The organism is Streptomyces sp. NPDC017056 (assembly GCF_044332485.1).
Lineage (GTDB): Bacteria > Actinomycetota > Actinomycetes > Streptomycetales > Streptomycetaceae > Streptomyces.
This window is the reverse complement of the sequence record NZ_JBIRPD010000028.1, coordinates 48832-74858: the sequence shown is the minus strand read 5'-3', so window position 1 is coordinate 74858 and position 26027 is coordinate 48832. Positions and strand designations below refer to the sequence as shown.

Below are 26027 nucleotides of genomic sequence, written 5' to 3'. Positions count from 1 at the left end.
GTACGGGGGGGGGGGGGGGGGGGGGGGGGGGGGGGGGGGGGGGGGGGGGGGGGGGGCGGGCGGGGGGGGGGGGGGGGGGGGGGGGGGGGGGGGGGGGGGCGGGGGGGGCCCCCCGCGCCCCCGGCCTTTGCCTTTACCGGAACGCGTCGAGGCCGGTGAGCGCCTTGCCCAGCACGAGCTGGTGCATCTCGACGGTGCCCTCGTAGGTGAGCACCGACTCCAGGTTCGTCGCGTGCCGCATGACGGGGTACTCCAGCGAGATCCCGTTCGCGCCGAGGATCGTCCGCGCCGTACGGCAGATCTCGATCGCCTCCCGCACGTTGTTGAGCTTGCCGAAGCTGATCTGTTCCGGCCGCAGCCGCCCCGCGTCGAAGCGCCGCCCCAGGTGGTGGGCGAGCAGCACGCCCTTGTGCAGTTCCACGGCCATGTCGGCCAGCTTCGCCTGGGTGATCTGGAAGCCGCCGATGGGTTTGCCGAACTGCTCACGGGTGCGGGCGTAGTCCAGTGCCGCGTCGAAGCTGGCGCGCGCGGCGCCCATCGAGCCCCACACGATCCCGTACCGGGCGTGGCTCAGGCAGCGCAGCGGGCCGCCCAGGCCGGTGGCGCCGGGCAGTACGGCGTCGGCGGGCAGCCGTACCTCGTCCAGGACCAGTTCGCTGGTGACCGAGGCGCGCAGGGACCACTTGTGCTTGATCTCGGGCGCGGAGAAGCCGGAGGCGCCGGCCGGGACGAGGAAGCCGCGGATGCCCTCGTCGGTCTGCGCCCAGACGACGGCGACGCCGGCCACCGACCCGTTGGTGATCCACATCTTGCGGCCGGTGAGCACCCAGTCCGAGCCGTCCCGCTTGGCGTACGTGCGCATGCTGCCCGGGTCCGAGCCGTGGTCCGGCTCGGTGAGGCCGAAGCAGCCGATGGTCTCGCCCGCGGCCATGCCCGGCAGCCAGCGCTGCTTCTGCTCCTCGGAGCCGAACCGCCAGATCGCGTACATGGCGAGCGAGCCCTGTACGGAGACCAGCGAGCGGATGCCGGAGTCGGCGGCCTCCAGCTCCAGGCAGGCCAGGCCGTACTGGACGTGCGAGGCGCCCGCGCAGCCGTAGCCGGTCAGTGCCATGCCGAGGGCGCCGATGGAGCCCAGTTCGCGGGCGAGTTCCCGGATGCCGGGCAGTTCCCCGCGCTCGTACCAGTCGGCGATGTGCGGCAGGACCCGGTCGGCGGCCCACCGGCGGACGGTGGTGCGCACCGCCCGGTCCTCGTCGGTCAGCAGGTCGTCGAGGCCCAGCGGGTCGGCGGCGTCGAAGGGCGGGAGCTGCGGGGACGGGGTTGCTGGCATGGCGGGCCTCCGGCGGTAGCTGCGCGCGCGAAAACTAGGGCGTGTCTTTTGGATCAGCCCGGATCAGCCCGCGTCGTCTGGTGCGGTGCATCGCAAGGCGGAGCATTGCCCTCGGACTGGGTGTCCGTGGGTGATGCGACAACGCCGCGAGGTGCCGTGCCAGGCGGCGCGGGCCCGGGGTGGTCCGAAAGACACGCCCTAGCGGTGGTAGTTATCGCGTCCGACGGTACGGCGGGCCGCCGCGCGGCGGCAAGAGCCCCCGCCGCAGGTCACGCCCCGGCCCCGCTCACCTGCCCGAGTTCGCGGACGCCGGCGCCGCGTCGCAGTGCGCGCCGTCGTCGGTACGGTCCCCCGCGTCCGCGGCCTTGCGCGGCAGCCGCAGCGCGATCGCCGCGCCGGCCAGCAGCAGCACGGCGCTGGTGACGAGCGTGACGTGCAGCCCGTGCACGAAGGCGCCCTGCGCGACGTCCCGCAGTACGTCCTTGGCCGAGCCGCCGAGCGAGGAGGCGACCTTGTACGCCTCCCCCAGGGAGTGCGCGGCCGAGGCGGACGCCTGGGCGGGGACGCCGTCCACGTGGGTCAGCCCCGGTGCGTACGCGGCGTTCATGACGCTGCCGAGGAGCGCGACGCCGATGCCGGCACCGAGCTGGTAGGAGGTCTCGCCGATGGCGGCGGCGCCGCCCGCCTGCTCGGCCGGGGCCTCGCTGAGCATCGACTCGTACGCGCCGAAGAGCGTGCTCTGGAAGCCGAAGCCGAGCAGCACGAAGCCGAGGACGAGCAGCCAGGGGCGGTCCGTCTCGTCCATCGCGGTCAGGCAGAGCACCGCGGCCGCGGTGAGCACGAAGCCCAGCGAGACCATCACCCGCGGCCCGACGGCCTGGAGGACCTTCGAGCCGGCCAGCCCGGCGGCCATCGCGGCGAAGACCAGCGGCAGCATCCGCAGGCCGGTCTCCAGGGGGCTCAGGCCCAGCACGAGCTGGAGGTACTGGACGGCTATCAGCTGGAGCCCGACGAGGGCGAGCATCGCCAGCACGATGCAGCCGACGGACGTGCCGAAGGCCGGGCGGGCGAACAGCCGCATGTCGATCAGCGGGTGCTCCCGCTTGCGCTGGCGCCGTACGAAGACGACGAGCAGCAGGGTGCCGACGAGGATGGAGCCCAGCGTGGTCGGGCCGACCAGCGCCTCGCCGCTGCCGATGCGCTTGACGCCGAGGACGACGCCGAGGACGCCGAGCGCCGCGACGACGGCGCCGACGGTGTCCCAGGGGCCGTTGCGCTCGCCGCGGGACTCCGGCAGCAGCCAGCGGCCTATCAGGGCCATGACCGCCATCATCGGGATGTTGATGAGGAAGACCGAGCCCCACCAGAAGTTCTCGACGAGGAAGCCGCCGAGGACCGGGCCGACGGCGGCGCCGACGGCGGCCACCGCGCTCCACACGCCGATCGCGACCGCCCGTTCGCGCCGGTCGGGGAAGACCTGGCGCAGGATCGACAGCGTCGCCGGCATGATCATCGCGCCGCCGATGCCGAGCAGCGCGCGGGCGATCATCAGGGTCTGCGGGTTGGGCGCCAGCGCGGCGGCGGCCGAGGCCGCGCCGAACAGGCCGTATCCCAGGAGCAGGATGCGGCGGCGGCCCACCCGGTCGCCGAGGGTGCCGAACAGGATGAGCAGCGATGCCGCGATCAGCGGGTAGATGTCCACGATCCACAGCAGTTCCACCGGCCCGGGGCGCAGGTCCTCGGTGACCGAGGGCACCGCCACGTACAGGATGGTGGTGTCCAGCGCGACGAACAGCAGGCTGACGCAGAGCACGACCAGAACGGTCCAGCGGCCTGCGCCGCCGCCTCCATGCCGGGGAACACCCGCCGTCCGCTCGCTGCCGGACGTGGTCGTCCCGGACATTCGCGTACCTCCTGTCATGCTCTCGCTGCCGCGGATCAGGGCGCGAAAAACGCCCCGGCGGAACCGGCGGCACGGGCGAGTTGAGACGTCAGACTACGCGAGTCGCGTGACGTGACGCGTGGCTCACCTCACGATGAGACGCGCATCGCAGGGCTTGGCGGTTCCCATACCCGCTGACGGGCGCCGGACTCCGGCCACTGGATAATCGGCCTGATGAACGATCTTGCCACTACCGCAGCGGTGCGGCGGCCCGCGCCGGGGCGCCGGGCGCGGGCCGCACTGCGCCGGGCGGCACCGGCGCTGCTGGCGTTCGCCGCGATCCGGGCCCTGGGCGTTCTCGCGCTGGCCGCGTGGTCCGCCGCGCACGGCAAGGACTGGCACACCCTGCTCGCCGCCCGCTGGGACTCGCTCTGGTACACCCGTGTCGCGGAGCAGGGCTACGGCTACAGCGTCCAGCTGGCCAACGGGGACGTGCACTCGAATCTGGCCTTTTTCCCGCTGCTTCCGTGGCTGGAACGGGGGCTGTCCGCCGTGTCGCCGCTGTCGGCCGCGGACGCCGGGATGGTGGTGTCCTGGCTCGCGTCGCTCGCCGCCGCCTGGGCGCTGTACCTGACCGGCGAGCGGCTGCACGGGCCGCGGGCCGGGGTCGCGCTCGCCGCGCTGTGGGCGGCGCTGCCGGTCGGCATCGTGCAGTCGATGGCGTATTCGGAGTCGCTGTTCACCGCGCTCGCGGCGTGGGGCGTGTACGGCGTGCTGACCGGGCGGTGGGTGTGCGCGGGGGTGCTGGCGTCGCTGGCGGGGCTGACCCGGCCGGTGGGGGCCGCGGTGGTGGCGGCCGTGTGGATCACCGCGGCGGTGACGCTGTGGCGGGACCGCCCGCCGGGTGGCCGACCGCGCCCGGCCCGGCACCGGCGGATGCTGCTCGGTGCGCTGCTGGCGCCCCTGGGCTGGTGCGGGTACTTCCTGTGGGTGGGCGCCCGGGAAGGCAGCCTCACCGCGTACCTGGACGTTCAGGGCGGCTGGGGCAACGGCTTCGACGGCGGTGCCGCCTTCGCCTCGTTCCTGTGGGACCTGGGGTTCCCGGCCGCTCTGGGGTTGCTGGCCGGTGTCGCGCTGGTGGTCTGGCTGTACGTACTGGGCGCGCGCCGCGGACAGCCGCTTCCGCTGCTCGTCTACAGCGGTGTCGTGCTGCTGCTGGCGCTGACCGCCAAGGGGTACTTCGGGTCCAAGCCGCGGCTGATGCTGCCGGCGTTCCCGCTGCTGCTGCCGCTCGCCGCCGGGCTGGCGCGGTGGCGTCCGGCGTGGGCCTGGACGGTGACGGGCCTGGCCGCCGCGGGCTCCGCGGTGTACGGGGCGGTCTGGCTGAACGGTTCGGGCCCGCCGTGAACGGAATATTCCGCTCCGAAAACGCCCGCCGAGGGAAACGGGCCGCGACAGCCGCACGAATCGGCGATAAACTCTTCCGGCGAATTTGAAAGGACCCGCTACGGACCGCTCCCGGCGGCCGCGGCGACCATTAGCCGGCCGCCGGCGAATTCCTTCCGAAAACCATTGACCAAAGTCCTGATTGAGACACATTGCACATCACATCGTCATTACAAAGCTCACAGTTTGACCAGGCACCGACATCACACGCGGTAACGTCGATTGAGTGCGTACCGATGACAAGCTCGACCAGATGGAGGAGCACCCGGCCGACCGCCCCCCACCACGCATGACCCGGACACGCTGGTGGCTGTTCGGGGGCACGCTGGCGGTGTACGTGGCGATCGTGGCCGGTGTGCTCGCCTCCACATGGCTGGTCACCTTCGACTGGCAGGCCATGCTCTTCAGGCCGTACAAGCAGTGGCCGGAGATCCACGCCTTCCTCGACTACTTCGTGGTCCTGGGCCAGCGCGGCCCCACCGCGGTCGCCGTGGCGGCCTGGCTGGGCTGGCGCTGCTGGCGGACGAAGAACCTCCACCCGCTGCTGGTGCTCGGCACCTCGCTGCTGCTGCTCAACATCACCGCGGGCGCCGCCAAGCTGGGCATGGGCCGGCTCGGCCCGCACTACGCGACCACCATCGGCGCCAACGAGATGTGGCTCGGCGGCGATATATTTCCTTCGGGCCACACCGCGAACGCCGTCGTCACCTGGGGCGTACTGGCCTACCTGGCGACCACGCCGCTGCGCCGCCGGGCACTGTCCGTGATCGCCGCGCTCGGCGCCCTCGGCGTCGGCATGACCACCGTCTACCTCGGTACCCACTGGGTCAGCGATGTGCTGCTGGGCTGGGCAGCGGGACTGCTCGTGCTGCTGGCGCTGCCCTGGTTCGAGCCCGCGATGGAGTGGGCCGACGCCCGGCTGACGGCCCTGTGGCTGCGGCTGCGGGCCGGCCGCCTGCTCAGCCCCGTACCCGCGCCGGCGAACGCCCACGCCGGGCTGTCGGCGCAGCGGCCGGCGCCCGAGGACGAGGTCCTGGTGCCGGAGGCGGTCGTCGCCGGCACCAACCGCTCCGGTGGCGCCGCCCGTGCCCCGGAGGCCCGCCCGCACCACCCGCCGCGGCCGCATACGGCCCGCTCGGAGCGCACCCCGGTCACCCCGACCGGCAGCCGCCGGCCGCCGCACGCCGACCGCGCGCCGCGCACCGGGCCGCTGGCCCCGGCCCCGGCCCGCGGGCGCACCGGGGGCAGCTGACCCCAGGACCGGCTCGCGGGGACGGTACGCACAGCCTTCTCCCCGCAGCGGACGGCCCCGGCGCTCCACCAGGAGCGGCCGGGGCCGTCTGCTGCGCACCGCGCTCACGGGCCGTCACACGGCCGCGTCTCAGCCCTTCCAGGTGCGGGTCACGACGCCGTCCTGGACCTCGAAGTTCAGCCGGCCCCCCAGGTACTCCATGGTGATGATCGTGCCAGGGGCCAGGGAGCGGACCGTGGTCCAGCCGCGTGCGCGGGCGCGTTCCTCGGCCGTTTCCCGAGCCAGTCCGACATAGGTCTCGGGGTCGTCGTCGGGTTCGTACGGGGACTTCGGTACCGGTGCCATGGCAGCCACCGTAGGCGTACCGGGAAGGCGGTGGAAGGGCCGGGGTGCCACACTCCGGTACCCGCCAGGTCCGCCATTGGTCACACTTCTGTCACAGCGCGGCGGCGCGTGTTTGCCGTAACTCCCTTCACCCGTACGAGCCCGCCACTGCCCCAACCGGGTGGGAATCCAGGTCGGCTGAATTTCCCCTTGATCGGGGCCCTCCGGAGGGCGCCGGACGGGCGCCGGACGGCCGGTAATCAATTCACCGTCAGCAGCCAATTCCGGGTACCGAATTGCCGGTATTCGACGCCGGAGAATTGGCCGACGGCACGCCGCCCGCGCATATTTCGCACCCATCGGGCCCGGTCGGCGGGTTTGAGCGCGCCGCCGCGCGGTACTCGCTGTTGCCGAGGAGCCCATGGGAGACAACACAGCGAACACACCGGACAGAAGCAGCAACCACCGAGCGGCGTCCGCCCGCCCCAGCGCACCCGAACTCCTGCGTTCGGCCCGGGAACAGCTCGCCGAGCTGACCGGTCTGAACCCCGAGACGGTGTCCCGGTTCGAGAAGACCGAGGACGGCTGGGTCCTGGAGACCGAGGTGCTGGAGCTCGCCCGGGTGCCCGAGACGATGAGCCTCATGGCGTTGTACGAGGTGACTCTCGACCCCGACGGCATGCTCACGGGCTACCGGCGCGTCAGCCGCTACGAGCGCGCGAGAGGAAGACCACAGACATGACCGTTGTCCCGGCACAACAGCAGTCCGGGGGCGGGGGCGGCACCAGTGGCCTCTACGACGTACTGGAGCTGATCCTCGACCGCGGCCTGGTGATCGACGCGTTCGTCCGCGTCTCACTGGTCGGCATCGAAATCCTGAAGATCGACGTCCGGGTCGTGGTGGCGAGCGTCGACACCTACCTGCGCTTCGCCGAGGCCTGCAACCGCCTGGACCTGGAGACCGGCGCCAACAAGAGCCCCGGCCTGCCCGACGTCGTCGGCCAGGTCACCGAGTCCGGCGCCAAGGGCAAGTCCAAGGGCGCCCTGTCGGGCGCGGCCGAGACCTTCGCCGACGCGATCGGACAGGGGCGCGACAAGGCAGAGAGCGAGGGCGAGCCGCAGCGCAGGCCCCGGCGCGCCGCCTCCCGTAAGAAGGAGGAGAGCGAGTGAGCACGTACGTCTACGGCATCGCCCGCGCCGACCACCCGGCGCCCGAACAGGAGCTGCTGGGCATCGGCGACCCGCCGCGCCCGGTCCGCATCGTCCGCGAGGGCGAGCTGGCGGCGGTCGTCAGCGACTGCCCCGACAAGCTGCGGCCCAAGCGCCGTGACCTCCTCGCCCACCAGCACGTACTGACCGAGGCCGGCGCGGTCGGCGCGGTCCTGCCGCTGCGCTTCGGCTCGCTGTCGGACAGCGACGAGGCGGTCCACGAGGTACTGGCCGAGCACGCCGAGCACTACAAGGCGCAGCTGGACGACCTCAACGGACGGGTCGAGTACAACGTCAAGGCGGCCCACCGCGAGGAGGAGGTGCTGCGCCGGGTGCTCACCGAGGAGCCCGAGATCCGGGCCCTCAACGAGGCCAACCAGGCGTCCGGCGGCGGCGCGTACCAGGAGAAGCTGCGCCTCGGCGAGCTGGTCGCCAACGCCGTGCGGGCCCGCGAGGTCGCCGACGCGCACACCGTCGAGACGGCGCTCGCGCCGAGGTCGGAACAGTCCTGCCCCGGACCCGAGGGCTCCGGCTGGCTGGTCAACCTGTCCTTCCTGATGCGGCGCGAGGACGCGGCCGCTTTCCTGGAGGCCGCCGACCGGCTGGGCACCGAGAACCCCCACCTGGAGCTGCTCGTCAACGGGCCGCTGCCGCCGTACAGCTTCGTGCGCCCCTTGCAATCCGCAGCCGCGGAGTGACCGGTGGGCCTGATCAAGGAACTGCTGCTGCTTCCGGCCGCTCCCGTGCGCGGGACCGGCTGGGTGCTGCGGCAGGTCCTCACCGAGGCCGAGCGGCAGTACTACGACCCGGCCGTGGTCCAGCGGGAGCTGCGGGAGCTGGCGGACCAGCTGGACGCCGGGCGCATCGACGAGGCGGAGTTCGACCGGCGCGAGGACGAACTGCTGGACCGGCTGGAGGAGCTGCGGCAACGGCAGCAGCAGTCCGTGGCGTGACCGCCCGGCCCGCCGGTCCCGTGACAACCACCGCACAGACATTGAGGAGATCCCCGATATGAAGAACCGGCCGGCACTGGTGCTGGCCGTCGCCGGAGGCTATCTGCTCGGCCGTACGAAAAAGGCCAAGCTCGCCATCGGTATCGGCAGCATGGTCCTGGGCAAGCGCCTGAACCTCAGCCCGCAGCAACTCCTCTCCCTGGTCAATGACCAGATAGCCGCGAATCCGCAGCTCAAGGAGTTGCGCGAGCAGTTGCGCGGCGACCTCAAGGGCGTGGGCAAGGCGGCGACCGGCGCGCTGGTCACCAAGCGCCTCGACTCCCTGGCGGACAGCCTGCACGAACGGACGCTGAACGTGCGCGACCAGCTGGACGCCGGGGAGACCGGGCGCGGCGGCAAGGAGGAGGAAGAGTCCTCGGAGCCCCCGGAGTCCTCGGGGTCCTCGGGTGGCAGCCGGGGCACCGCCAAGAAGCAGAGCGCGCGCTCGAAGGCCCCCGCCAAGCCCGGCGCCAAGTCGGGCGCGGGAGACGCGCCGGAACGGCGCAAGCGGCCCGCGAAGCAGGCGTCCGCCGCCCCGAAGAAGACCGCCGCGAAGAGCGCCTCGGCCGCGAAGAAGACGGCCCGCGCCAGCGCCCGGCGGACGGGTGGTGAGGACCGTGGCTGAGTCGAAGTCCGGCGGCCCCGTGGCCGTCGTCAAGGAGAGCGTGGCGGGCAACCCGGCCGTCGACCGCCTCAAGGAGGAGGCCGTCTCGTTCGCCGCGGCCCAGGCGCAGCGCCTGCTGGTCGCCACCGGGAAGCGGCTCGGCGAGGCCACCACCCGGCTCACGGACGTGGCCGAGGGCCGCAGCGAAAGCCTGGTGGGCCCGGTCATCAAGGACACGCTCAAGGGCGCGGTCAAGGACACCGCCAAGAACACCGTCAAGGGCGCCTTCGGGAAGCTCACCGGCAAGCGCAAGGGCGGCGGCGGCCAGGGCAAGTTCGTGACGATCAGCGAAGACGTCGACGTGGGCGTGCCGGTCCGCGAGGCGTACAACCAGTGGACGCAGTTCCAGGAGTTCAGCACCTTCACCAAGGGCGTGCAGGGGGTGGAGTCCGCGGACGACACCGACTCCAACTGGCGCGCCAAGGTCTTCTGGTCGACCCGCAGCTGGAAGGCGCACACCACCGAGCAGGTCCCCGACGAGCGGATCGCGTGGACCTCCGAGGGCGCCAAGGGCACCCTCAAGGGTGTCGTCACCTTCCACGAGCTGGCCGCGAACCTCACCCGGGTGCTGCTCGTCATCGAGTACTACCCGAAGGGCCTGTTCGAGAAGACCGGCAACATCTGGCGCGCGCAGGGCCGCCGCGCGCGGCTCGACCTCAAGCACTTCCGCCGCTTCGTGATGATGCGGGGCGAGGCGACCGGCGAGTGGCGCGGCGAGATCCGCGACGGCGAGGTCGTCGTGGGCCACGACGAGGCCGTCGAACGCGAGGAGCGGGAGGAATCCGGAGAGCAGGAGGAGTCCGGGGAGCGGCGCGGCACCGAAGGCGCGGAGAAGCCGTCCGAGGACGCGTACGAGGAAGAAGCGGGCGACGACACCGACGAGGAGCCGGACGCCGAGGACGCGTACGAGGACGAGGACGAGGACGAGGCCGCGGACGACGAAGAGGCCGGTTCCGACGCCGACGGCGCGTACGACGACGAGGAAGAGGGCGAGGACGAGGACGACGAGGCCGCGGACGACTACGAGGAGGAGCCGGCGGACGAGGAGGACGCCGAGTACGAGCCGGAGCCGGAGCCGGCCCGATGAGTTCCCAGGTTCCCTCCCCCTACGGCTCCTCCAACGGCGGCGCCAACCTCGCCGACATCCTCGAACGCGTCCTGGACAAGGGCGTGGTGATCGCCGGTGACATCCGCATCAACCTGCTCGACATCGAACTGCTCACGATCAAACTCCGGTTGATCGTGGCCTCGGTCGAGCGGGCGGAGGAGATGGGCATCGACTGGTGGCGCGACGACCCGTCGCTGTCCTCCGGCGCCCGGCGCCGCGAACTCGCCCGGGAAAACGAGCGGCTGCGCGAGCGGATCGCCGCCCTGGAGGAGCAGGAGCCGCGAGAGGAGATCAATTGAGTACCCACGGCGACGAGTTGCTGTACACCTACGCCGTCGCCCGGGCCGGCAGCGCGCCGCAGGACGGGCTGCTCGGCGTCGCGGACGCCCCCGTGGAGACCGTCACGGAGGGCGCCCTCGCCGCCCTCGTCTCCCGGGTGCCGGCAGCCGACTTCGAGGAGGAGGCGCTGCGCGCGCACCTGGAGGACATGGCCTGGCTGGAGCGCACCGCCCGCGCGCACCGCAGCGTGGTGGACACCGCCGCCGCGCACTTCTGCGTGCTGCCGCTGCGCCTGGTGACCGTGCACCGTGACGAACGCGGCGTCCGGCAGGTGCTCGCGCAGCGCGCCGAGGAGTTCCTGAGCACGCTGGTGAGCCTGGAGGGCCGGGTGGAGTGGGGCGTGAAGGCGTACGTGGACGACGCCGGCACCGCCAAGCCGGCCGTGCCCGCGAACGGTTCCGCCCGCCAGGCGCCGGCCGACGGCTCGGGCCGTGACTTCCTGCGCCGGCGGCTCGCCCACCGGCAGGCCCAGGAGCAGTCCCAGCGGCGCGCCGACGAACTCGCCCGCGCCGCCCACGAGGCGCTGGAGGAGTTCGCGGAGCGCAGCCGGCTGCACCGCCCGCAGGACGCCCGGCTGTCCGGGGCCAGCGGGCGCAACGTGCTCAACGGCGCCTACCTGATCCCGCGCGAGCAGGCGGGGGCGTTCGCGGGGCTGGTCGGCGAGCTGGCGGACCGCAGCCCCGGCGTACGGATCGAGCTGACCGGACCGTGGGCCCCGTACTCCTTCGCGCAGCCGCCGCAGCCCACCGCCGCGGACGGAGGCGCCGCATGACGTACCCGGCGGCAGGACCGGTCTCGGACAACCCCCTGGCCGAACGGCAGATCGCCCTCGTCGACCTGCTGGACCGGCTGCTGGCGGGCGGCGCGGTCATCGCGGGCGACCTCACCCTGCGGATCGCGGAGGTGGATCTCGTACGGATCGACCTGCGGGCGCTGATCAGCTCGGTGAACGCCAACATCCCCTCGCCCTTCGAGGAGCGGGAGCCGTGACAGCGGGGCGGGGGTCGTGACATCGGAGAACTGCGAGGAGGTGGCGAGATGACCCGGCGCGTCGAGCTGGACGAGGACACCGTGGAGCGGGACCTGGTGCGGCTGGTGCTGACGGTGGTGGAGCTGCTGCACCAGCTCATGGAGCGGCAGGCGCTGCGCCGCGTCGACCAGGGCGATCTGTCCGAGGACCAGGAGGAGCGGATCGGCCTGACGCTGATGCTGCTGGAGCGCCGAATGGGCGAGCTGTGCGAGCGGTACGGCATCGGGAAGGACGAACTCAACCTGGACCTCGGGCCGCTGGGCCCGCTGCTGCCCCGGGAGTGAACACCGCCGCGCACCCCGCGGTGTGCCGCAATGATCCGGCCGGGCTGCGTACGCCCTCTCGCGTGACGCGGTCCTGACGGCCATCATGGCGTGAGCCCGAGCACGTCCCGTACCGGTGAGCCGGCGGCCCACCGGTGGTTTCTTGGTGAACGAGGTGGCGCAGATGGGTACGGACACCGTGGAGGCGGGCCCGGGGCCGGTGCGGGCGCGGCGGCCCGGCGCGGTCGTGGTGGACTGGCTGACGACCACCGACCACAAGAAGATCGGCCATCTCTACCTGGTCACCGCTTTCGGCTTCTTCCTGGTCGGCGGCCTGCTGGCACTGCTGATGCGGGCGGAGCTGGCCCGGCCCGGGTTACAGATCCTGACGAACGAGGAGTTCAACCAGGCGTTCACGCTGCACGGCACGATCATGCTGCTGTTGTTCGCCACCCCGGCCTTCGCGGGTTTCGCCAACGAAATCATGCCGTTGCAGATCGGCTCGCCCGACGTGGCCTTCCCGCGGCTGAACATGCTCTCGTACTGGCTGTTCCTCTTCGGCGGCCTGATCGTGCTGGGCAGCCTGCTGGTGTCGACGGGCGGCGCGGCGTTCGGCTGGACCGCGTACGCGCCGCTCAGCTCGATGGTCCGCTCCCCCGGCATCGGCGCCGACATGTGGATCATGGGGCTGGCGCTCTCCGGCTTCGGCACCATCCTCGGCTCGGTCAACTTCCTCACCACCATCATCGGGATGCGCGCGCCGGGCATGACGATGTTCCGGATGCCGGTCTTCACGTGGAACGTGCTGTTCACCTCGATCCTCGTGCTGGTCGCCTTCCCGGTGCTGGCGGCCTCGCTGCTGGTGCTGGAGGCGGACCGGCGCTTCGGCTCGGTGGTCTTCGAAGGGCAGTGGGGCGGGTCGCTGCTGTGGCAGCACCTGTTCTGGTTCTTCGGGCACCCGGAGGTCTACATCATCGCGCTGCCGTTCTTCGGCATCATCACCGAGGTCATCCCGGTCTTCTCCCGCAAGCCGATCTTCGGTTACGTGATGCTGATCGGCGCGACGATGGCGATCACCGGGCTGTCGGTGGTGGTGTGGGCGCACCACATGTTCGCGACCGGGGCGGTGCTGCTGCCGTTCTTCTCGTTCATGTCGTTCCTGATCGCGGTGCCGACGGGCGTGAAGTTCTTCAACTGGATCGGCACGATGTGGCACGGGTCGCTGTCCTTCGAGACGCCCATGCTGTGGGCCGTCGGGTTCCTGGTGAGCTTCCTGTTCGGCGGGCTGACGGGCGTGATCCTGGCCTCGCCGCCGCTGGACTTCCACGTCACCGACACGTACTTCGTCGTCGCCCACTTCCACTACGTCGTCTTCGGCACGGTCGTCTTCGCGATGTTCGCCGGCTTCTACTTCTGGTGGCCGAAATTCACCGGGAAGATGCTCGACGAACGGCTCGGCAAGCTGCACTTCTGGACGCTGTTCATCGGCTTCCACACCACGTTCCTCGTGCAGCACTGGCTGGGCGTGGAGGGCATGCCGCGGCGGATCGCCGACTATCTGGCGGCGGACGGCTTCACCGCGCTGAACACCCTGTCGACCATCGGCGCCTTCCTGCTCGGCCTGTCCACGCTGCCGTTCCTCTACAACGTCTGGAAGACGGCGAAGTACGGCACGAAGGTCGAGGTGGACGACCCCTGGGGCTACGGGCGTTCCCTGGAGTGGGCGACCTCCTGTCCCCCGCCGCGCCACAACTTCCTGACCATCCCCCGCATCCGTTCGGAGTCGCCCGCCTTCGACCTGCACCACCCCGAGGTCGTACGGATCGAACCGCCGGTCGACCAGGACAGGTAAGCCGCCGGGCAAGTCGACGGCCCCCGGCGGTGCCGGGGGCCGTGTGCCTGCGGGACGAGGAGCGGACGGTGTGGTCCGCGTCTACCACCTGTACCAGCGGGTACGGCCGCCTCCCGCGCTCGTGGAGCGGAACAGGAATCCGAGCAGCCATACGACGAGCACCGCGACGGCGATCCACCACAGTGCCTTGAGCGCAAACCCGGCGCCGAAGAGGATCAGCGCGAGAAGCAGGACCAAGAGAACAGGAACCATGTGTTTCGCACCTCCGCTGCTCCGAGTGCCCCGGGTGCGCGGTGTTATGCGTCGTACGGCGGCACGGTCAGCGGCCGTCCGCTCCGGTGTCCGGCGGGCCGTCCGTGACCCGGATCGTCAGGTCGTTGTCGGACGTGTAGTACGGGCCGATGGCCAGCCGGCCCGCCACGCAGCCGACGGGCAGCGCCGGATAGACGAAGACCTCCTCCTTCTCCGGCACGTCGTCGAGCAGCCGGGCGATGCGGACCGGCTCGGCGCCCTCGGCCGCGCACAGCCACAGCTCCCAGTGCTCGCCGCCCCGCTCCCAGCGCTCGGCCAGCTGTGTGTAGGGCAGCGTGAAGGAGAAGCCGGGGCCCTCGCCGGTCAGCGGGACGGTGATGGCCGGGTCCGCCGCCGCGCCGGGCTCGGCCGTACCGTCCGCTTCCGGCGCGCCGCGGCGGAGCCTGGCCTCGGCGCGGGCGCCGGGACCGAGCGCGGCGCCGTACAGCCGGCCGACCACGGTCATGCCGCCGGCGTCGACGAGGATGTCACCGGCCTCGGCGTGCGGTCCGCGCAGCCAGCTGCGCAGCGCGAGCCGGCCGGAGCCGGTCGTGTACGGGATGCGGACGCCGAGCCGCCCGATGCCGGCCAGCGGCCGGCGGTCCACCAGGGAGCGCAGGTCGTTGACGCCGGGCAGCAGCCGCTGGGGCTCCCGGCCGTCGCCGAGGTCGGCGTAGGCGTTCCAGCGGCCCTCGGGGAGGGCGACGGTGCTGGGCAGCACGGCGCGCAGCCGTCCGGTCCCGTTCGGGCCGAGCGGCAGCCGGGTCTCCTCGCCGCCGTCGCGCGGGCGCAGCACGAGCGCCGCACTCCAGACCGTGCTGCTGCCCTGCGGGGCGGTGATGTCGAAGGTGAGCCCGCCGGCGGAGTCGGCTATGCAGTCAGCGCGCAGCGGCTGCGCGGCTCCGTCCGCCGGGCGGCTGCCGGGGGCCGCGGCCGTCCCGGCGCCCGTCGCGGGCAGTTGTGTCGACGCGTTCATACCGTCCGCACCCCTCTCACAGCGGCTCGCGCCGCGTCCTTGGTTGCGTACGCCCCGCGCCCCGGGGCCGGGTTGTACGTCGTCCGGGTCGTCACTCCGATGTCACGGACGTGCGTCAGGAATGAGATGTGCATCCGTTCCGGTATCCCGCTCCGTGTCCCTTGGCCGCCCCGCGGACGCGTTCGGTCGTCCGTCTCCTGAACGGTTAGACCCGGGGCCGCGGTTCCGGGTTGAGGCGTTTGGCCAACTTGTTCCGAAAGAGTTAGGACATCGGTAGCGACATGGCGGAACTTTCCCGGATCTTTGTTCGTCAGTTCCGTTCCGTGCTGTACCGCCACAAGCTATGCCGCCCCGGTCCTTCCCGTCACGAGGTGTGCAGCCACCGGCTCGGCCGCGCGGCCCGCGGCCCCTCACGGCTCGTACGGAAGCTGCGGCACGGTGAAACAGTTGGTGTCCATGTTGCCCTGGGTGACCCAGCCGCCCTTGCCGCCGCGCGCCTCGTCCCGCCAGCGGGCGACCGACAGGCAGGTGCGGTCGGTGGCGGGCGGCTCGGCACGCGGCCGGTACGAGGCCGGGAGCAGCAGGCCGCGGGCGGTGTACGGCGCGCCCAGGCCGACGAAGCGCTCCACGCACGCGCGGGTGAGCCGGTCCCCGCAGGAGCGCGCGGCGTCGGTGAACCACATCGCCGCCGCCCAGCCCTCCAGCTGCCACTGGGACAGCGGCCCGCTCCCGGCGTGCCGGGCCATCCCCGCCCGGAACTCCCGTACCGCCGCGCCGCCCGGACCGCTCCCCGGATCGTCGTAGTTGCGGCTGGCCCCGGTGGCCCACAGCGCGTTGCGGCAGCCCGGCGAGTCCTTGTAGTCCTTGGCGACCGTGTCCGACCAGTTCTGGACGTTCGTGACCTTCGCGGTCGGCCGGACCCCCGCCGCGTCCATCGCCTCGCACAGCTGCGCGTTGCCGTGCGTGTCCATCGCGTCGAAGACCAGGTCGGCACCCCGGTCGCGCAGCCCCGCCGCGACCGCGGGGAAGTTGGGCAGCGCGAAGTCGACCTGCTCGGTGATCACCTCGTACCCCTCGGCCTCCAGGCCGCGCACGATCAGCCGGGCGTACGCGGCGGACGCCGCCTGGTTGTAGGAGACGACGGCGGCGCTGCGGGCCCGCTGGGCACGCTTGAAGTAGCGGTAGACCTCCGTGCCGCCGTACAGCTTCCCGCCCCAGCCCGGCGCCTTGCCGTCCCGCGGCGCCCGGCTGCCGTAGATCCCGTACAGGTGCGGGTACGTGTCGTACGCGGCGCCGACCGGCTGTCCCCCGATGTCGGGAACGCCGGCGGCGGAGACCCTGGGCGCGCCCGCGTAGTCCAGCGCGGTGGTCGCGACCAGCGCGAAGACCTTGTCCTCGGTGAGGAGTTTGCGCACGCACGCGTCGTTGCCGACGCCGCTGCCCCCGTCGTCGCAGGTGACGGCCCGCACCGGCCGGCCGTTGACACCGCCCCCGGCGTTGACCGCCGCGAAGTACGCCAGCGCGCCGTCCCGCGGCCCGGTGAACGCCTCGCCGCCCACCGGGCTCGTCGTACTGGTGATGACGCCGACGACGATCGGCTCGCGCCCTGAGCCCGTGGCAGGCGCGGTACCGCGGTGTTCGAAGTCGCTCTCGGGAAGCCTGCTGCCGCAGGCCGACGTCAGCGCGAGCAGCAGCGCCGCCACCGCGCCACCGGCCGCCTCAGCAGCCCGGCGCGTCCACATTCCCGCTCATGCCCACCAGCGCGCACAGGGTCTTGAGGGACACCTTCCACGTCTTGTCCTGGTAGACCGAGACGCCCTTGGCGTTCGGCAGCGCGGTGGCGCCCTTGAGCCGGAGGCTGTACGTCACGTCCGCCTCCGTCGCGGACGTGAACCGCACGGCGGTCACCTCCGCCGAGACCTGCTTGCCGCGCTGGTCCCCGTTGAACGCCTCCAGCAGCAGCTGGAGGTCCTCGCCGTTCTGGAGGTACTTGGCCTTCTCGGAGTTGGAGAGCTTCGGATCGAAGAACTTCCGCCAGTTCTCCTTGATCTCCCGCTCGGCGGCGGCCGGGTCGGCCGGAGCGCTGCCGGACGGTGCCGCGTCGCTCGCCGCCGGGCCCGTACCGCTGCCCGGGGACGACGTGGCGCCGCTGGGCGCCGGCTGCCCGCCGTCGTCGGCGTCACCGCACCCCGCGGTGCCCGCCGCCACCAGTAACACCGCCGCCACCAGCGCCGGAAGCCGCCGCGCTGACCTTCTGCGTACTGCCATCCACACCACCGCCTGTCGTCGCGACCGCCCGGAGCCGGTCTGGCACAAGCCTTCTGAGGTGCTGTTCCCACAGGGCATAGTGCAGCTATTCGCCGAAAGCCGCGAGGGGGCGTGATGCGCAACGCGCGAACACGGTTCGGGGCGCGCCTGGCGCCGTGGGGCGGCTGGGCGGCGCTGGCGGGCGGGGCGGTGCTGTGCGCGGTCGGCTGGTACGGCGTCTCGGGCGAGCGGTTCGCCGAGCGCCAGATCCCCTTCCTGGCCTCCTGTTCCATCCCGGGTGCCGCGCTGATCGTCGCGGGGGCGGTGCTGGTGGCGCGGGGTGAGACGGGCCCGGCGGCGGCGCGCGTCGAGGAGTTGTACGGGCTGCTGGTCACGTACGGGGCCGAGGGGACGACGGCGGGGCCCGCGCCGGCGCAGGGGCCCGCCGGGGCGGCGGAGACGGACGCCGGCCCGCCGCTCGCCGTACCCGGCGGAACGTTGCTGCACCGGCCCGGGTGCCCGCTCGTGGCGGGCCGCCCGGACGCCGGGCCCGCCGGCGATCCGGCAGAAGGCGAGCCGGGCGACGCGGAACTGACGCCCTGCCCCGTCTGCGAACCGGGCACCGGGCGTCCCGGCGCGCGGCGGTGAGCTCGCTCTCGTACGACCTCACCCTGGCGGGCCTCGCGGTGGGCAGCGCCGCCGCGCTCACCGGGATCGGCCTGATCGTCACCTACCGGGCCACCGGCGTGCTGAACTTCGCGCACGGCGCCGTCGCCATGGTGTGCGCCTACGCCCTGCGGCAGCTGGCGGTCGGCTGGAACTGGCCGCTGCCGCTCGCCGCCGCCGTCACCCTCCTCCTCGTCGCGCCCGGCATCGGGCTCGCGCTGGACCGCGCCGTCTTCCGCCCGCTGTCGGTGCACGGCGCCGGCCCGGCCCGCACCCTGGTCGCCTCCCTCGGCGTGTTCGTCCTCCTGGTCGGCGCCGCGGGCCTGCTGTGGGGGCCGGGGGCGCGCGCGGACGCGCCCGCGCTGCTGCCCGCCGACCCCTGGGTGCAGCTCGGCACCGCCGTCGCGCTGGCCGCAGGGGTCGCCGCCGTCACCCGCTGGACCCGCTTCGGACGCGAGCTGCGCGCCGTCGTCGACAACCGCCCGCTGGCCGTCCTCAGCGGCATCGACGCCGACCGGGTCGCCGCCGCCGGCTGGGCCTTCGGCTCCTTCACGGCCGGGCTGACGGGCGTTCTGCTGGCCCCGCTGCTGCGCCTGGACCCGTACGGCCTGCCGCTGCTGGTGATGGAGGTGATGGCGGTCGCGGTGGCGGCCGGGCTGCGCAGCCTCCCGGTGGCGGTGGCCGTCGCGCTGGGGATCGGTGTGGCGCAGAGCCAGCTCACCCGGCTGCACCCGGGAGGCAGCCTGGAGCCCCTCGTCCAGGCCGTCGGCGCCAACCTGTTCGTCGTGGCGCTGCTGGCCGCCGCCCTGGCCCTGCGCGGCCTCGGCCTCCCCCCTTCCTTGGCGGACGCGGCAGGCCGCACCGGCAGCCCGCTCCACACCGGCCCGCTGCCCGACCGCCACGGCCGCGCCTGGCTGGTCTGCGGCATCTTCTTCCTGCTGCCCCTCGGCTTCGCGGGCGGCGACCTGCGCGTCGCCGTACAGGTACCGGCGCTCGCCGTGGTGCTGCTCTCTCTCGTGGTCGTCACCGGGCGCGGCGGCCAGATCTCCCTGGGCCAGGCCGCCTACGCCGGACTCGGCGCCCTGTTCACCGCGCTGCTCACGACCGGCCGCTTCCCCGGCCTGCCCGCCGTCCCGGGGCTGCCCGCCCTGCTGCTGGCCGTGCTGCTGACCGCCCCGCTCGGCCTGCTCACCGGCTGGCCCGCGCTCCGCCGGCACGGACTCGCCACGGCCCTGGCCACCCTCGCCTTCGGCGTCGCCGTCAGCCGCTTCGTCTTCGCGCAGCCGTACGCCACCGCGGGCCTCACCCTCGACCGCCCGGCCGGTTTCGCCGCCGACCACGCGTACTACGTCCTCGAACTGGCGCTGCTCGGCCTCGCCCTGCTCGGCGTGGCGGCGCTGCGCCGAGGCCGTACCGGGCGCGCGCTGGCCGCGATGCGCGACCACGAGCCGGGCGCCGCCGCTGCCGGCGTCCCCGTACCGGCGCTCAAGCTGGGGGCCTTCGCGGTGGGTGCCGCGCTGGCCGCGCTGGGCGGCGGGATGCTCGGCATGGCGCTGCGCACCTTCGACCCGGCGTCCTACGACCCGGTGCGCGGCCTGCTGTGGTTCGCGGCCGTGCTCGTCCTCGGCGCCGACAGCCCGCTGGGGGCACTGGCCGCGGCGGCGCTGCTGGTCGGCCTGGACTCGGGGACCGCCGGCGGCGCGGCCGCCGCGGTGATCGGCGTGCTCGCCGTGCTCTCCGGCCGGCTGCCGCAGGGCCCGTACGAGGCGCTGCGGGGCGCCGCCGCCCGGCTGTCCGCCGCTCCGGAACCGCGGCTGACGCCGCTCGGCGCGCGAGTACGCGAGCGCCTGGCTCCGGCGCGCACGCCGGTATCGCGTACGCCGGTAACCCGTACGCCTGAGATCCGCGCCGCGCTCCAAGCCGCTCCCGCGCGGGCCCCCGCGCCCCGGCCCCCTCCCCCGGCTCCCCCGCCCCGTACCGCCTCCGGCCGGCTGACCGCCCGCCGCATCCGCGCCCGCTACGACGGCTTCACCGCCCTGGACGGCGTCGACCTGGAAGTGCCGCCGGCCCGTATCACCGCGCTCGTCGGCCCCAACGGCGCGGGCAAGAGCACCCTGTTCCACTGCCTGTGCGGCACCCTGCGCCCCGCGGCGGGTCAGGTGCTGCTCGACGGGACGGACATCACCCGCCGCTCCCCGCACGCCCGCGCCCGCCTCGGGCTGGCCAGGACCTTCCAGCAACTCGCCGTGTTCGAGGGGATGACCGTGGCCGAGAACGTCCGGGTCGGCGCCGAGCAGAGCGGCGTACCCGACCCGGCGGCCGCCACCGGCCGGGCACTGGAGCTGCTCTCCCTCGGCGGGCCGCTCGCCTCGGCGCCCGTGGCCGGGCTGGGCACCGGCACCCTGCGCCGCGTCGAGCTGGCCCGCGCCCTCGCGGGCCGGCCGCGCACCCTGCTCCTGGACGAGCCGGCGGCGGGCCTGGACAGTGCCGAAGTGGCCGCGCTCGCGGACGTGTTGCGCGCGCTGGCCGCCGACGGCACGGCCCTGCTCATCGTCGAGCACGATCTCGACCTCGTCGCCGGGCTGGCCGACACGGTCCACGCGATGGCGGCGGGCCGGATCGTCACCCGCGGCCCCGCGGGCCGCGTCCTGGCGGAGCCGGACGCATGAGCGTCGAGGCCGCCCTGTGCGCGGCCCGCGTCCGGTACGGCTCGCTGGAAGCCCTGCACGGCATCGACCTGGCGATTCCGTGCGCGCACCTGACGGTTCTCCTCGGGCGCAACGGTTCAGGGCGCACCACGGTGCTGCGCGCGCTGGCGGGGACCGTGCCGCTCGTCTCCGGGCGCGTCGTGTGGGGCGGTACGGACATCACCCGCGTCCCCGCGCACGCCCGCGCGCGCCGCGGTCTGGCGCTGGTCGCCGACCGCGGCGCGGTGTTCGGTTCGCTCTCCGTGGGCGAGCAGCTCGAACTCGCCGCGCCGGGCGGGGCCCTCGGCCCGGCGCTGGACGCCTATCCGCAGCTGCGCGCCCTGCTGGGCCGCCGCGCCGGCACGCTCTCCGGCGGCGAGCAGCGGATGCTCGCCGTGGCCCGCGCCCTGGTGGGCACCGCCCGGCTGCTCCTCTTGGACGAGCCGACGCAAGGGATGTCGCCGGCCGTCGCGGCGCGTACGCACGGGCTGCTGGGCGACCTCGCGGCCGCCGGGCGCACCGTCCTCGTCGCCGAGCAGGCGCTGCCGCCGGCCCTGTGCCGGGCCGCCACCGTGGCGTACGTCCTGCGGCGCGGCGCCGTCGCCTTCAGCGGCGAACCGGCGGAGTCCGCCCGCTTCGCGGGGGCCGGCCCCGTGTCACGGGCCGGGCGGTGAGGCGCCGGGCAGCGCGCGGTGCCGCCCGGCGAGCCCGTACCGCTTGGCGCACTGCGGCCAGGCGGACCAGCCCTGGCGGCGCAGCACCCGCTTGGCGACGGCGATCTGCTCCTTGCGGGTGGCGAGGTCGGCACGCGGCGCGTAGGCCAGGCCGCCGTGTGCCTTCCAGGTCGACTGCCGGAACTGGAGGCCGCCGTAGTAGTCGTTGCCGGTGTTCTTCTGCCAGTCGCCGCCGCTCTCGCACTCGGCGATGCAGTTCCACAGCCCTCGCGAGGAGCAGCCGTCCTGGGACGGGGAGCCGCCGTACGCGCTGTCCGCCTGCGCGCCGCAGGGCACGCACAGGAGGATCACGGCCGGGAACACGGCCAGGAACGCCGCTCGCCGGCGGCCGGTCTTCGCGGGGCGTTTCAGCTTGGACGCCCGAAAGATAGGGGACATCGGGTCACGTTATGTTCTGATATGAGCGCATCGCAGCCCGGCGCACCCATCCGGGGTCACGCCCCACCCGATCGGCGTACACCGGGCGGGGCGTCCGGCGCGATCGCGCCCTGGGGCGGTCAGACCGTAAGCCGCTGCCCCGGGACGATCAGGTGCGGGTCACCGCCGATGACGGCCTGGTTCGCGGCGTACAGCTGGCGCCAGCCGACGCCGTGCGCCGCGGCGATCCGGCTGAGCGTGTCGCCCTGCCGCACTGTGTACCCGCCGGTGCCCGCGCGCGCCCTGCCGCGGTCGCTGTGGCCGCCGGTACCGCGCGCGTTCTTGTGAACCTTGGCGCCCACGTCCCTGCGCACGTCCTTCCGCGCGTACTGCCGGCCGTCGCGCTGGCCTGACCGGTACGCCTTCGGGGCCTTCGGCGCGCTCCCGTACGCGCCTGCGCGGGCGGCGCAGGTGGGCCAGGCGCCCCAGCCCTGCGACGCCTGGACCCGGGCGGCCACGGCGATCTGCTGTGACCTGCTGGCCCCGGCGGCCGTCGGCGCGTAGGCCGTGCCGCCGTGGGCGCGCCAGGTGCTGTGGGTGAACTGCAGGCCGCCCGAGAAACCATTGCCGGTGTTGATGTGCCAGTTGCCGCCGCTCTCGCAGCGGGCGATGCGGTCCCACACTCCGCCGTCCGCCGCCTGCGCCGGTCCTGCGGTGGCGGCCACCAGCGCGAGCGGGGCCACCAGGGCCGCCCCGGCGAGCGCGGCGATGTCACGGCGTATGACGCCCTTCGAAAAAGGCATGGAATCCCTCTCCACGGCCCCGGGGGTCCCCCTGGTGCCGCGTCGTGGACGCGTCTTGCGTCCGCGGACCGCGGCACCCCGCCCGCCGCGGGGTGGTGCCGGTCGTGCTCGGTGGTGCTGCGTACGGTGCATCCGGTGCCACGTGACTCGGCTCCTGTGCCGTGCCTTGCGCGGCGTACCGGCCCGCGTGCGGGCCGGCGGTCGATGCGGACGGCGGGCGTCCCCGGGTGGTGCTCGGTGCACACGGCCGGAGAATGTAGGGACGCTTACGCCCCGTTATCAACCAAGGCGGTGTCCGGCCTGGCCAGTTGGACGTTACCGGAGGTATCAGCCACTTTCGGCCACCCACTTGATTCCCTGATTTCCGCATTTTTCAACCACTCGCCCCGGCGATCTGTGACCCACCTCACCGATCCAACTTCCGTGCCCGTCACACGCGTTGGCATGGAGTGAGCGGTTCCGGTCCGCTTCTCACGCTGCGCTTCGAACGGTTCGATTCCGTACCCGGCCGCGCGTGACTCCTGCCACAGATCGCCCGTTGTCCTGGTACGAGCCGGGAACCCGCCGGCTGCCCGCGCAACGATCGAGGAGCCATCCGTGCCGCGCATGCTCGACGTCAGTGACGACGTTCGCGCCGAGATCGGTGACGAAGAAGCCGACCGCCTGCTGGCCGGTGGCAACGCCCCCGGCAACTACGACTGCACCTCCTGCCGCACCCCCGGCGACAGCGACCAGGAGCGCACCAGCACCGTCCTGTTCGTCGGCGAGGAGACCGCGGTGCTCGCCTTCGCCCACGCGTCGTGCATCCCCTCGCAGGTCGTCCCGGTCTCCGAGGAGCAGCTCCAGGGCGCCGTGCGCTCCATCACCGGCGAGGACGGCGGCGGCGCCGAGGCCGCCGCGCCGCCGGCCGCGGCCCCGTTCGCCGCCCTCCCGGGCGAGCACCGGCAGGCGACACTGGGTGTCACCTGCGGCCTGGTCCTGGTCGAGGGCGAGCTGCGCCCCGCGCTGGTCGTCGAGCCCGCCGGGCCCATCGCCCGCCCCGGCTCCACCGAGCCGGGCGACGCGTTCCTGCCCCTGCTCCTGGAGCACGGCTTCGCGCCGGTGGCGGACATGGCCGTACTGCCCGCGCCCAACCCGGGCTGGTCGGTGCTGCTGGCCGCCGGGCAGTTGCACGCCATCCTCCAGCCGGGCGCCGACGGCCAGCCGAACTCCTGGTGGCAGGCGCACCAGCCGCTGCCCGTCTCGGACGGCTGGCGCGCCGCCGCCGGCAAGGCGCGGACCGTCCTGGTGTACGCGGCCCCGGTGGGCGCCGTCGGCCACCAGCCGCGCGAGGACCTGATGCGCCAGGCGATGGAGAAGGCCGTCGGCGAGGGCAAGCTGGTCGCCGCTTCGATGCCGCTGGCGGGCACCTGACGGGCCGCCGTCGCAGCGGATTCCCCGAGGAGGCCGCCAGACCGTCCCGGCCGCCCCGCGCCGCGCTCACCCGAGCGGCGCGGGGCGGCCGTCCGGTTTTCGGTGCCGGGGGGCGCGCGGACGCCGTCCGTCCGTACCCCCTGCCGATCAGCCGATTCTCCGCAGAGGCCGCATCCAGGGAGCATCCGGGTCGTTGGCACAGTCGTGCACCCATACGACCCCTCCTCCCGCGTCCCGTATCCCTACCAGATCCCCGGCATGCGCCCGTCGCACGACGCGACCACGGCCACCATGGCGGCCGCCCACGCCGCCCCCGTCTCGGCCACGCCGATCTACGACTCGCTGTACGCCGAGTACCGCCGCTCCTTCCGGGCGCTGCCGGGCGACCGCACGGGCGAGGAAGGGATGAGCGCCGAGGCGATGCGGAGCATCTGGGGCCGTACGACCACCGGCCACATGCCGGGCGCCGGCCACTGGGAACCCGTCGCCCGCCAGCCTTACCACGGCCACCCCCACCACACCGCCGGCCACCACAGGGGCCACTTCCCCCCGGCACTGCCCCCGGCGCCCCGCGAGTACCGCCCGCACGGTCACTGACCGGAAAACGGCGGCGGGGCGGCTCCCAGGAGGAGCCGCCCCGCCGCCGTTCGCCGCCGAGGTCGCGGCTACTTCTTCTTGCTGCGCTTCTCCCGCACCCGTACGGAGATGTGGATCGGCGTGCCCTCGAAGCCGAACTCCTCGCGCAGCCGGCGCTCGACGAAGCGGCGGTAGCCGGCCTCCAGGAAGCCGGAGGCGAAGAGCACGAAGCGCGGCGGCTTGGTGCCCGCCTGCGTGCCGAAGAGGATGCGCGGCTGCTTGCCGCCCCTGATCGGGTGCGGGTGGGAGGCGACGATCTCGCCGAGGAAGGCGTTCAGCCGGCCGGTGGGCACACGGGTCTCCCAGCCCTCCAGCGCGGTCTCGATCGCCGGGACGAGCTTGTCCATGTGGCGGCCGGTGCGCGCCGAGACGTTGACCCGCATCGCCCACGGGATCTGCACGAGGTCCCGCTCGATCTCGCGCTCCAGGTAGAAGCGGCGCTCCTCGTCCAGCTGGTCCCACTTGTTGTACGCGATGACCAGCGCGCGGCCCGCCTCCACGGCCATCGTGATGATCCGCTGGTCCTGGACGCTGATGGACTCGCTCGCGTCGATCAGGACGACCGCGACCTCGGCCTTCTCCACGGCGGCCGCGGTGCGCAGCGAGGCGTAGTAGTCGGCGCCTTCCTGGAGGTGGACCCGCTTGCGGATGCCCGCGGTATCAACGAACTTCCAGGTCTTGCCGCCCAGCTCGATCAGCTCGTCGACCGGGTCGCGGGTGGTGCCGGCCATCTCGTTGACGACCACCCGCTCCTCGCCCGCGACCTTGTTCAGCAGCGAGGACTTGCCGACGTTCGGGCGGCCGATCAGCGCGATCCGGCGCGGCCCGCCGAGCGGGGTGCCGCCGAAGGTCTGCGCGGGCGCCTCGGGCAGCGCGTCGAGGGCGGCGTCCAGCATGTCGCCCGTACCGCGGCCGTGCAGCGCGGAGACCGGGTGCGGCTCGCCGAGGCCCAGCGACCACAGCATGGCCGCGTCGGCCTCGCCGGAGGGGCCGTCCACCTTGTTGGCGACCAGCACGACCGGCTTGCCGGCCCGGCGCAGCAGCTTGACGACGGCCTCGTCGGTGTCGGTGGCGCCGACCTTGGCGTCCACGACGAAGACCACCGCGTCGGCGGCCTCGATCGCGAACTCGGCCTGCATCGCCACGGAGGCGTCGATGCCCAGGACGTCCTGCTCCCAGCCGCCGGTGTCGACGACCTTGAAGCGGCGGCCGTTCCAGTCGGCCTCGTAGGTGACCCGGTCGCGGGTGACGCCCGGCTTGTCCTCGACGACCGCCTCACGGCGGCCGATCATGCGGTTCACCAGGGTCGACTTGCCGACATTGGGGCGGCCGACGACGGCGAGGACGGGCAGCGGGCCGTGACCGGCCGCGGCGATGTCGCCCTCGACCTCTTCCAGGTCGAAGCCCTCCTGCGCGGCGAGCTCCATGAACTCCGTGTACTCGGCGTCACCAAGCGCACCGTGCTCGTCGCCGGTGGGGGTCTGGTCGTTCATGAAGTCCGTTCCTCGTTCTCCGTCATCGGTGGC

General features: G+C 73.3%; 27 protein-coding genes and 1 pseudogene. 18 read left to right on the top strand and 10 right to left on the bottom strand.

Going from position 1 to position 26027, the window contains the following annotated elements; genetic code table 11:
• Nucleotides 1–133 precede the first annotated feature (133 nt).
• Together ACH4OW_RS35730 and ACH4OW_RS35725 are read right to left on the bottom strand one after the other, a co-directional pair.
• The gene (locus ACH4OW_RS35730; protein WP_398032441.1) at nt 134–1330 is read right to left on the bottom strand and encodes an acyl-CoA dehydrogenase family protein; all 1197 of its coding nucleotides are present in this window, start codon (nt 1328–1330) and stop codon (nt 134–136) included.
• 286 nt (nt 1331–1616) lie between these two features.
• The gene (locus ACH4OW_RS35725; RefSeq protein WP_360136650.1) at nt 1617–3233 is read right to left on the bottom strand and encodes an MFS transporter; all 1617 of its coding nucleotides are present in this window, start codon (nt 3231–3233) and stop codon (nt 1617–1619) included.
• Nucleotides 3234–3446: 213 nt separating this feature from the next.
• Here ACH4OW_RS35725 and ACH4OW_RS35720 point away from each other — a divergent pair, with 213 nt between their 5' ends.
• Both ACH4OW_RS35720 and ACH4OW_RS35715 read left to right on the top strand, forming a co-directional pair.
• Nucleotides 3447–4619 (top strand): hypothetical protein, encoded by a 1173-nt coding sequence (locus ACH4OW_RS35720; RefSeq protein WP_398032438.1) that lies wholly within the window; start codon nt 3447–3449, stop codon nt 4617–4619.
• A 265-nt stretch (nt 4620–4884) separates the two neighbouring features.
• Nucleotides 4885–5910 (top strand): phosphatase PAP2 family protein, encoded by a 1026-nt coding sequence (locus ACH4OW_RS35715; protein ID WP_398032435.1) that lies wholly within the window; start codon nt 4885–4887, stop codon nt 5908–5910.
• A gap of 129 nt (nt 5911–6039) precedes the next feature.
• Here ACH4OW_RS35715 and ACH4OW_RS35710 read toward each other — a convergent pair whose 3' ends face one another.
• Nucleotides 6040–6255 (bottom strand): I78 family peptidase inhibitor, encoded by a 216-nt coding sequence (locus tag ACH4OW_RS35710; protein WP_360136647.1) that lies wholly within the window; start codon nt 6253–6255, stop codon nt 6040–6042.
• A gap of 400 nt (nt 6256–6655) precedes the next feature.
• Here ACH4OW_RS35710 and ACH4OW_RS35705 point away from each other — a divergent pair, with 400 nt between their 5' ends.
• The 11 genes from ACH4OW_RS35705 (at nt 6656) to ctaD (ending at nt 13691) form a co-directional block, all read left to right on the top strand.
• On the top strand, nt 6656–6976 hold the full coding sequence (locus tag ACH4OW_RS35705) for a gas vesicle protein (protein WP_360136646.1): 321 nt from the start codon (nt 6656–6658) through the stop codon (nt 6974–6976).
• A complete protein-coding gene (locus ACH4OW_RS35700) occupies nt 6973–7404 on the top strand; it encodes a gas vesicle structural protein GvpA (RefSeq protein ID WP_360136645.1) in 432 nt (143 codons plus the stop codon). The genes ACH4OW_RS35705 and ACH4OW_RS35700 overlap by 4 nt, the downstream gene beginning before the upstream one ends.
• Entirely contained in the window at nt 7401–8141 is a 741-nt protein-coding gene (locus tag ACH4OW_RS35695; RefSeq protein ID WP_360136644.1) for a GvpL/GvpF family gas vesicle protein, read from the top strand. Before ACH4OW_RS35700 ends, ACH4OW_RS35695 begins: the two co-directional genes overlap by 4 nt.
• 3 nt (nt 8142–8144) lie before the next feature.
• Nucleotides 8145–8396 carry a gas vesicle protein GvpG gene (locus ACH4OW_RS35690; RefSeq protein WP_398032431.1) on the top strand — a complete coding sequence of 84 codons (252 nt, stop codon included), beginning with the start codon at nt 8145–8147 and terminating at the stop codon, nt 8394–8396.
• A gap of 58 nt (nt 8397–8454) precedes the next feature.
• On the top strand, nt 8455–9060 hold the full coding sequence (locus ACH4OW_RS35685) for a DNA primase (RefSeq protein ID WP_398032429.1): 606 nt from the start codon (nt 8455–8457) through the stop codon (nt 9058–9060).
• Complete coding sequence (locus ACH4OW_RS35680) at nt 9053–10186, top strand: SRPBCC family protein (protein WP_398032427.1); 1134 nt, start codon at nt 9053–9055, stop codon at nt 10184–10186. The genes ACH4OW_RS35685 and ACH4OW_RS35680 overlap by 8 nt, the downstream gene beginning before the upstream one ends.
• Nucleotides 10183–10506: a gas vesicle protein gene (locus tag ACH4OW_RS35675; RefSeq protein ID WP_360136640.1), complete on the top strand. Its 324-nt coding sequence runs from the start codon at nt 10183–10185 to the stop codon at nt 10504–10506. The genes ACH4OW_RS35680 and ACH4OW_RS35675 overlap by 4 nt, the downstream gene beginning before the upstream one ends.
• Nucleotides 10503–11318: a GvpL/GvpF family gas vesicle protein gene (locus tag ACH4OW_RS35670; RefSeq protein WP_398032424.1), complete on the top strand. Its 816-nt coding sequence runs from the start codon at nt 10503–10505 to the stop codon at nt 11316–11318. Before ACH4OW_RS35675 ends, ACH4OW_RS35670 begins: the two co-directional genes overlap by 4 nt.
• Nucleotides 11315–11536 (top strand): gas vesicle protein, encoded by a 222-nt coding sequence (locus ACH4OW_RS35665; RefSeq protein ID WP_360136638.1) that lies wholly within the window; start codon nt 11315–11317, stop codon nt 11534–11536. Before ACH4OW_RS35670 ends, ACH4OW_RS35665 begins: the two co-directional genes overlap by 4 nt.
• Before the next feature lie 48 nt (nt 11537–11584).
• Entirely contained in the window at nt 11585–11860 is a 276-nt protein-coding gene (locus ACH4OW_RS35660) for a gas vesicle protein K (RefSeq protein ID WP_030671485.1), read from the top strand.
• A gap of 163 nt (nt 11861–12023) precedes the next feature.
• Entirely contained in the window at nt 12024–13691 is a 1668-nt protein-coding gene (gene ctaD / locus ACH4OW_RS35655) for a cytochrome c oxidase subunit I (protein WP_360136637.1), read from the top strand.
• 81 nt (nt 13692–13772) lie between these two features.
• Here ctaD and ACH4OW_RS35650 read toward each other — a convergent pair whose 3' ends face one another.
• From ACH4OW_RS35650 to ACH4OW_RS35635, 4 genes are all read right to left on the bottom strand, one after another.
• Entirely contained in the window at nt 13773–13943 is a 171-nt protein-coding gene (locus tag ACH4OW_RS35650; RefSeq protein WP_360136636.1) for a hydrophobic protein, read from the bottom strand.
• Between the two features lie 67 nt (nt 13944–14010).
• On the bottom strand, nt 14011–14958 hold the full coding sequence (locus ACH4OW_RS35645; RefSeq protein ID WP_398032420.1) for a hypothetical protein: 948 nt from the start codon (nt 14956–14958) through the stop codon (nt 14011–14013).
• Between the two features lie 410 nt (nt 14959–15368).
• Nucleotides 15369–16700 (bottom strand): ABC transporter substrate-binding protein, encoded by a 1332-nt coding sequence (locus ACH4OW_RS35640; protein ID WP_398032418.1) that lies wholly within the window; start codon nt 16698–16700, stop codon nt 15369–15371.
• Nucleotides 16678–17226: a hypothetical protein gene (locus tag ACH4OW_RS35635; protein ID WP_398032416.1), complete on the bottom strand. Its 549-nt coding sequence runs from the start codon at nt 17224–17226 to the stop codon at nt 16678–16680. Before ACH4OW_RS35635 ends, ACH4OW_RS35640 begins: the two co-directional genes overlap by 23 nt.
• Nucleotides 17227–17340: 114 nt before the next feature.
• Between ACH4OW_RS35635 and ACH4OW_RS35630 the strand changes: the two genes are divergently transcribed.
• From ACH4OW_RS35630 to ACH4OW_RS35620, 3 genes are read left to right on the top strand one after another with little or no spacing between them, the layout of a single operon-like run.
• Nucleotides 17341–17853: a hypothetical protein gene (locus ACH4OW_RS35630; protein ID WP_398032414.1), complete on the top strand. Its 513-nt coding sequence runs from the start codon at nt 17341–17343 to the stop codon at nt 17851–17853.
• A complete protein-coding gene (locus ACH4OW_RS35625) occupies nt 17850–20540 on the top strand; it encodes an ATP-binding cassette domain-containing protein (protein WP_398032412.1) in 2691 nt (896 codons plus the stop codon). Before ACH4OW_RS35630 ends, ACH4OW_RS35625 begins: the two co-directional genes overlap by 4 nt.
• Nucleotides 20537–21232, top strand: coding sequence for an ATP-binding cassette domain-containing protein (locus tag ACH4OW_RS35620; protein WP_398032410.1), 696 nt, complete (start codon nt 20537–20539; stop codon nt 21230–21232). Before ACH4OW_RS35625 ends, ACH4OW_RS35620 begins: the two co-directional genes overlap by 4 nt.
• A gap of 21 nt (nt 21233–21253) precedes the next feature.
• Here the strand turns inward: ACH4OW_RS35620 and ACH4OW_RS35615 are convergent.
• A pseudogene (locus ACH4OW_RS35615) lies at nt 21254–21670 on the bottom strand (transglycosylase family protein); the annotation flags it as partial.
• 119 nt (nt 21671–21789) lie between these two features.
• Nucleotides 21790–22452 carry a transglycosylase family protein gene (locus ACH4OW_RS35610; RefSeq protein WP_360136629.1) on the bottom strand — a complete coding sequence of 221 codons (663 nt, stop codon included), beginning with the start codon at nt 22450–22452 and terminating at the stop codon, nt 21790–21792.
• Nucleotides 22453–23049: 597 nt separating this feature from the next.
• On the opposite strand from ACH4OW_RS35610, the gene ACH4OW_RS35605 reads away from it, so the two are divergent.
• Both ACH4OW_RS35605 and ACH4OW_RS35600 read left to right on the top strand, forming a co-directional pair.
• A complete protein-coding gene (locus ACH4OW_RS35605) occupies nt 23050–23865 on the top strand; it encodes a hypothetical protein (protein ID WP_360136628.1) in 816 nt (271 codons plus the stop codon).
• Nucleotides 23866–24069: 204 nt separating this feature from the next.
• On the top strand, nt 24070–24462 hold the full coding sequence (locus tag ACH4OW_RS35600) for a hypothetical protein (protein ID WP_360136627.1): 393 nt from the start codon (nt 24070–24072) through the stop codon (nt 24460–24462).
• A gap of 68 nt (nt 24463–24530) precedes the next feature.
• On the opposite strand, the gene der is transcribed toward ACH4OW_RS35600, so the two are convergent.
• Nucleotides 24531–25994: a ribosome biogenesis GTPase Der gene (gene der, locus ACH4OW_RS35595; RefSeq protein WP_360136626.1), complete on the bottom strand. Its 1464-nt coding sequence runs from the start codon at nt 25992–25994 to the stop codon at nt 24531–24533.
• Between the last annotated feature and the right edge of the window lie 33 nt (nt 25995–26027).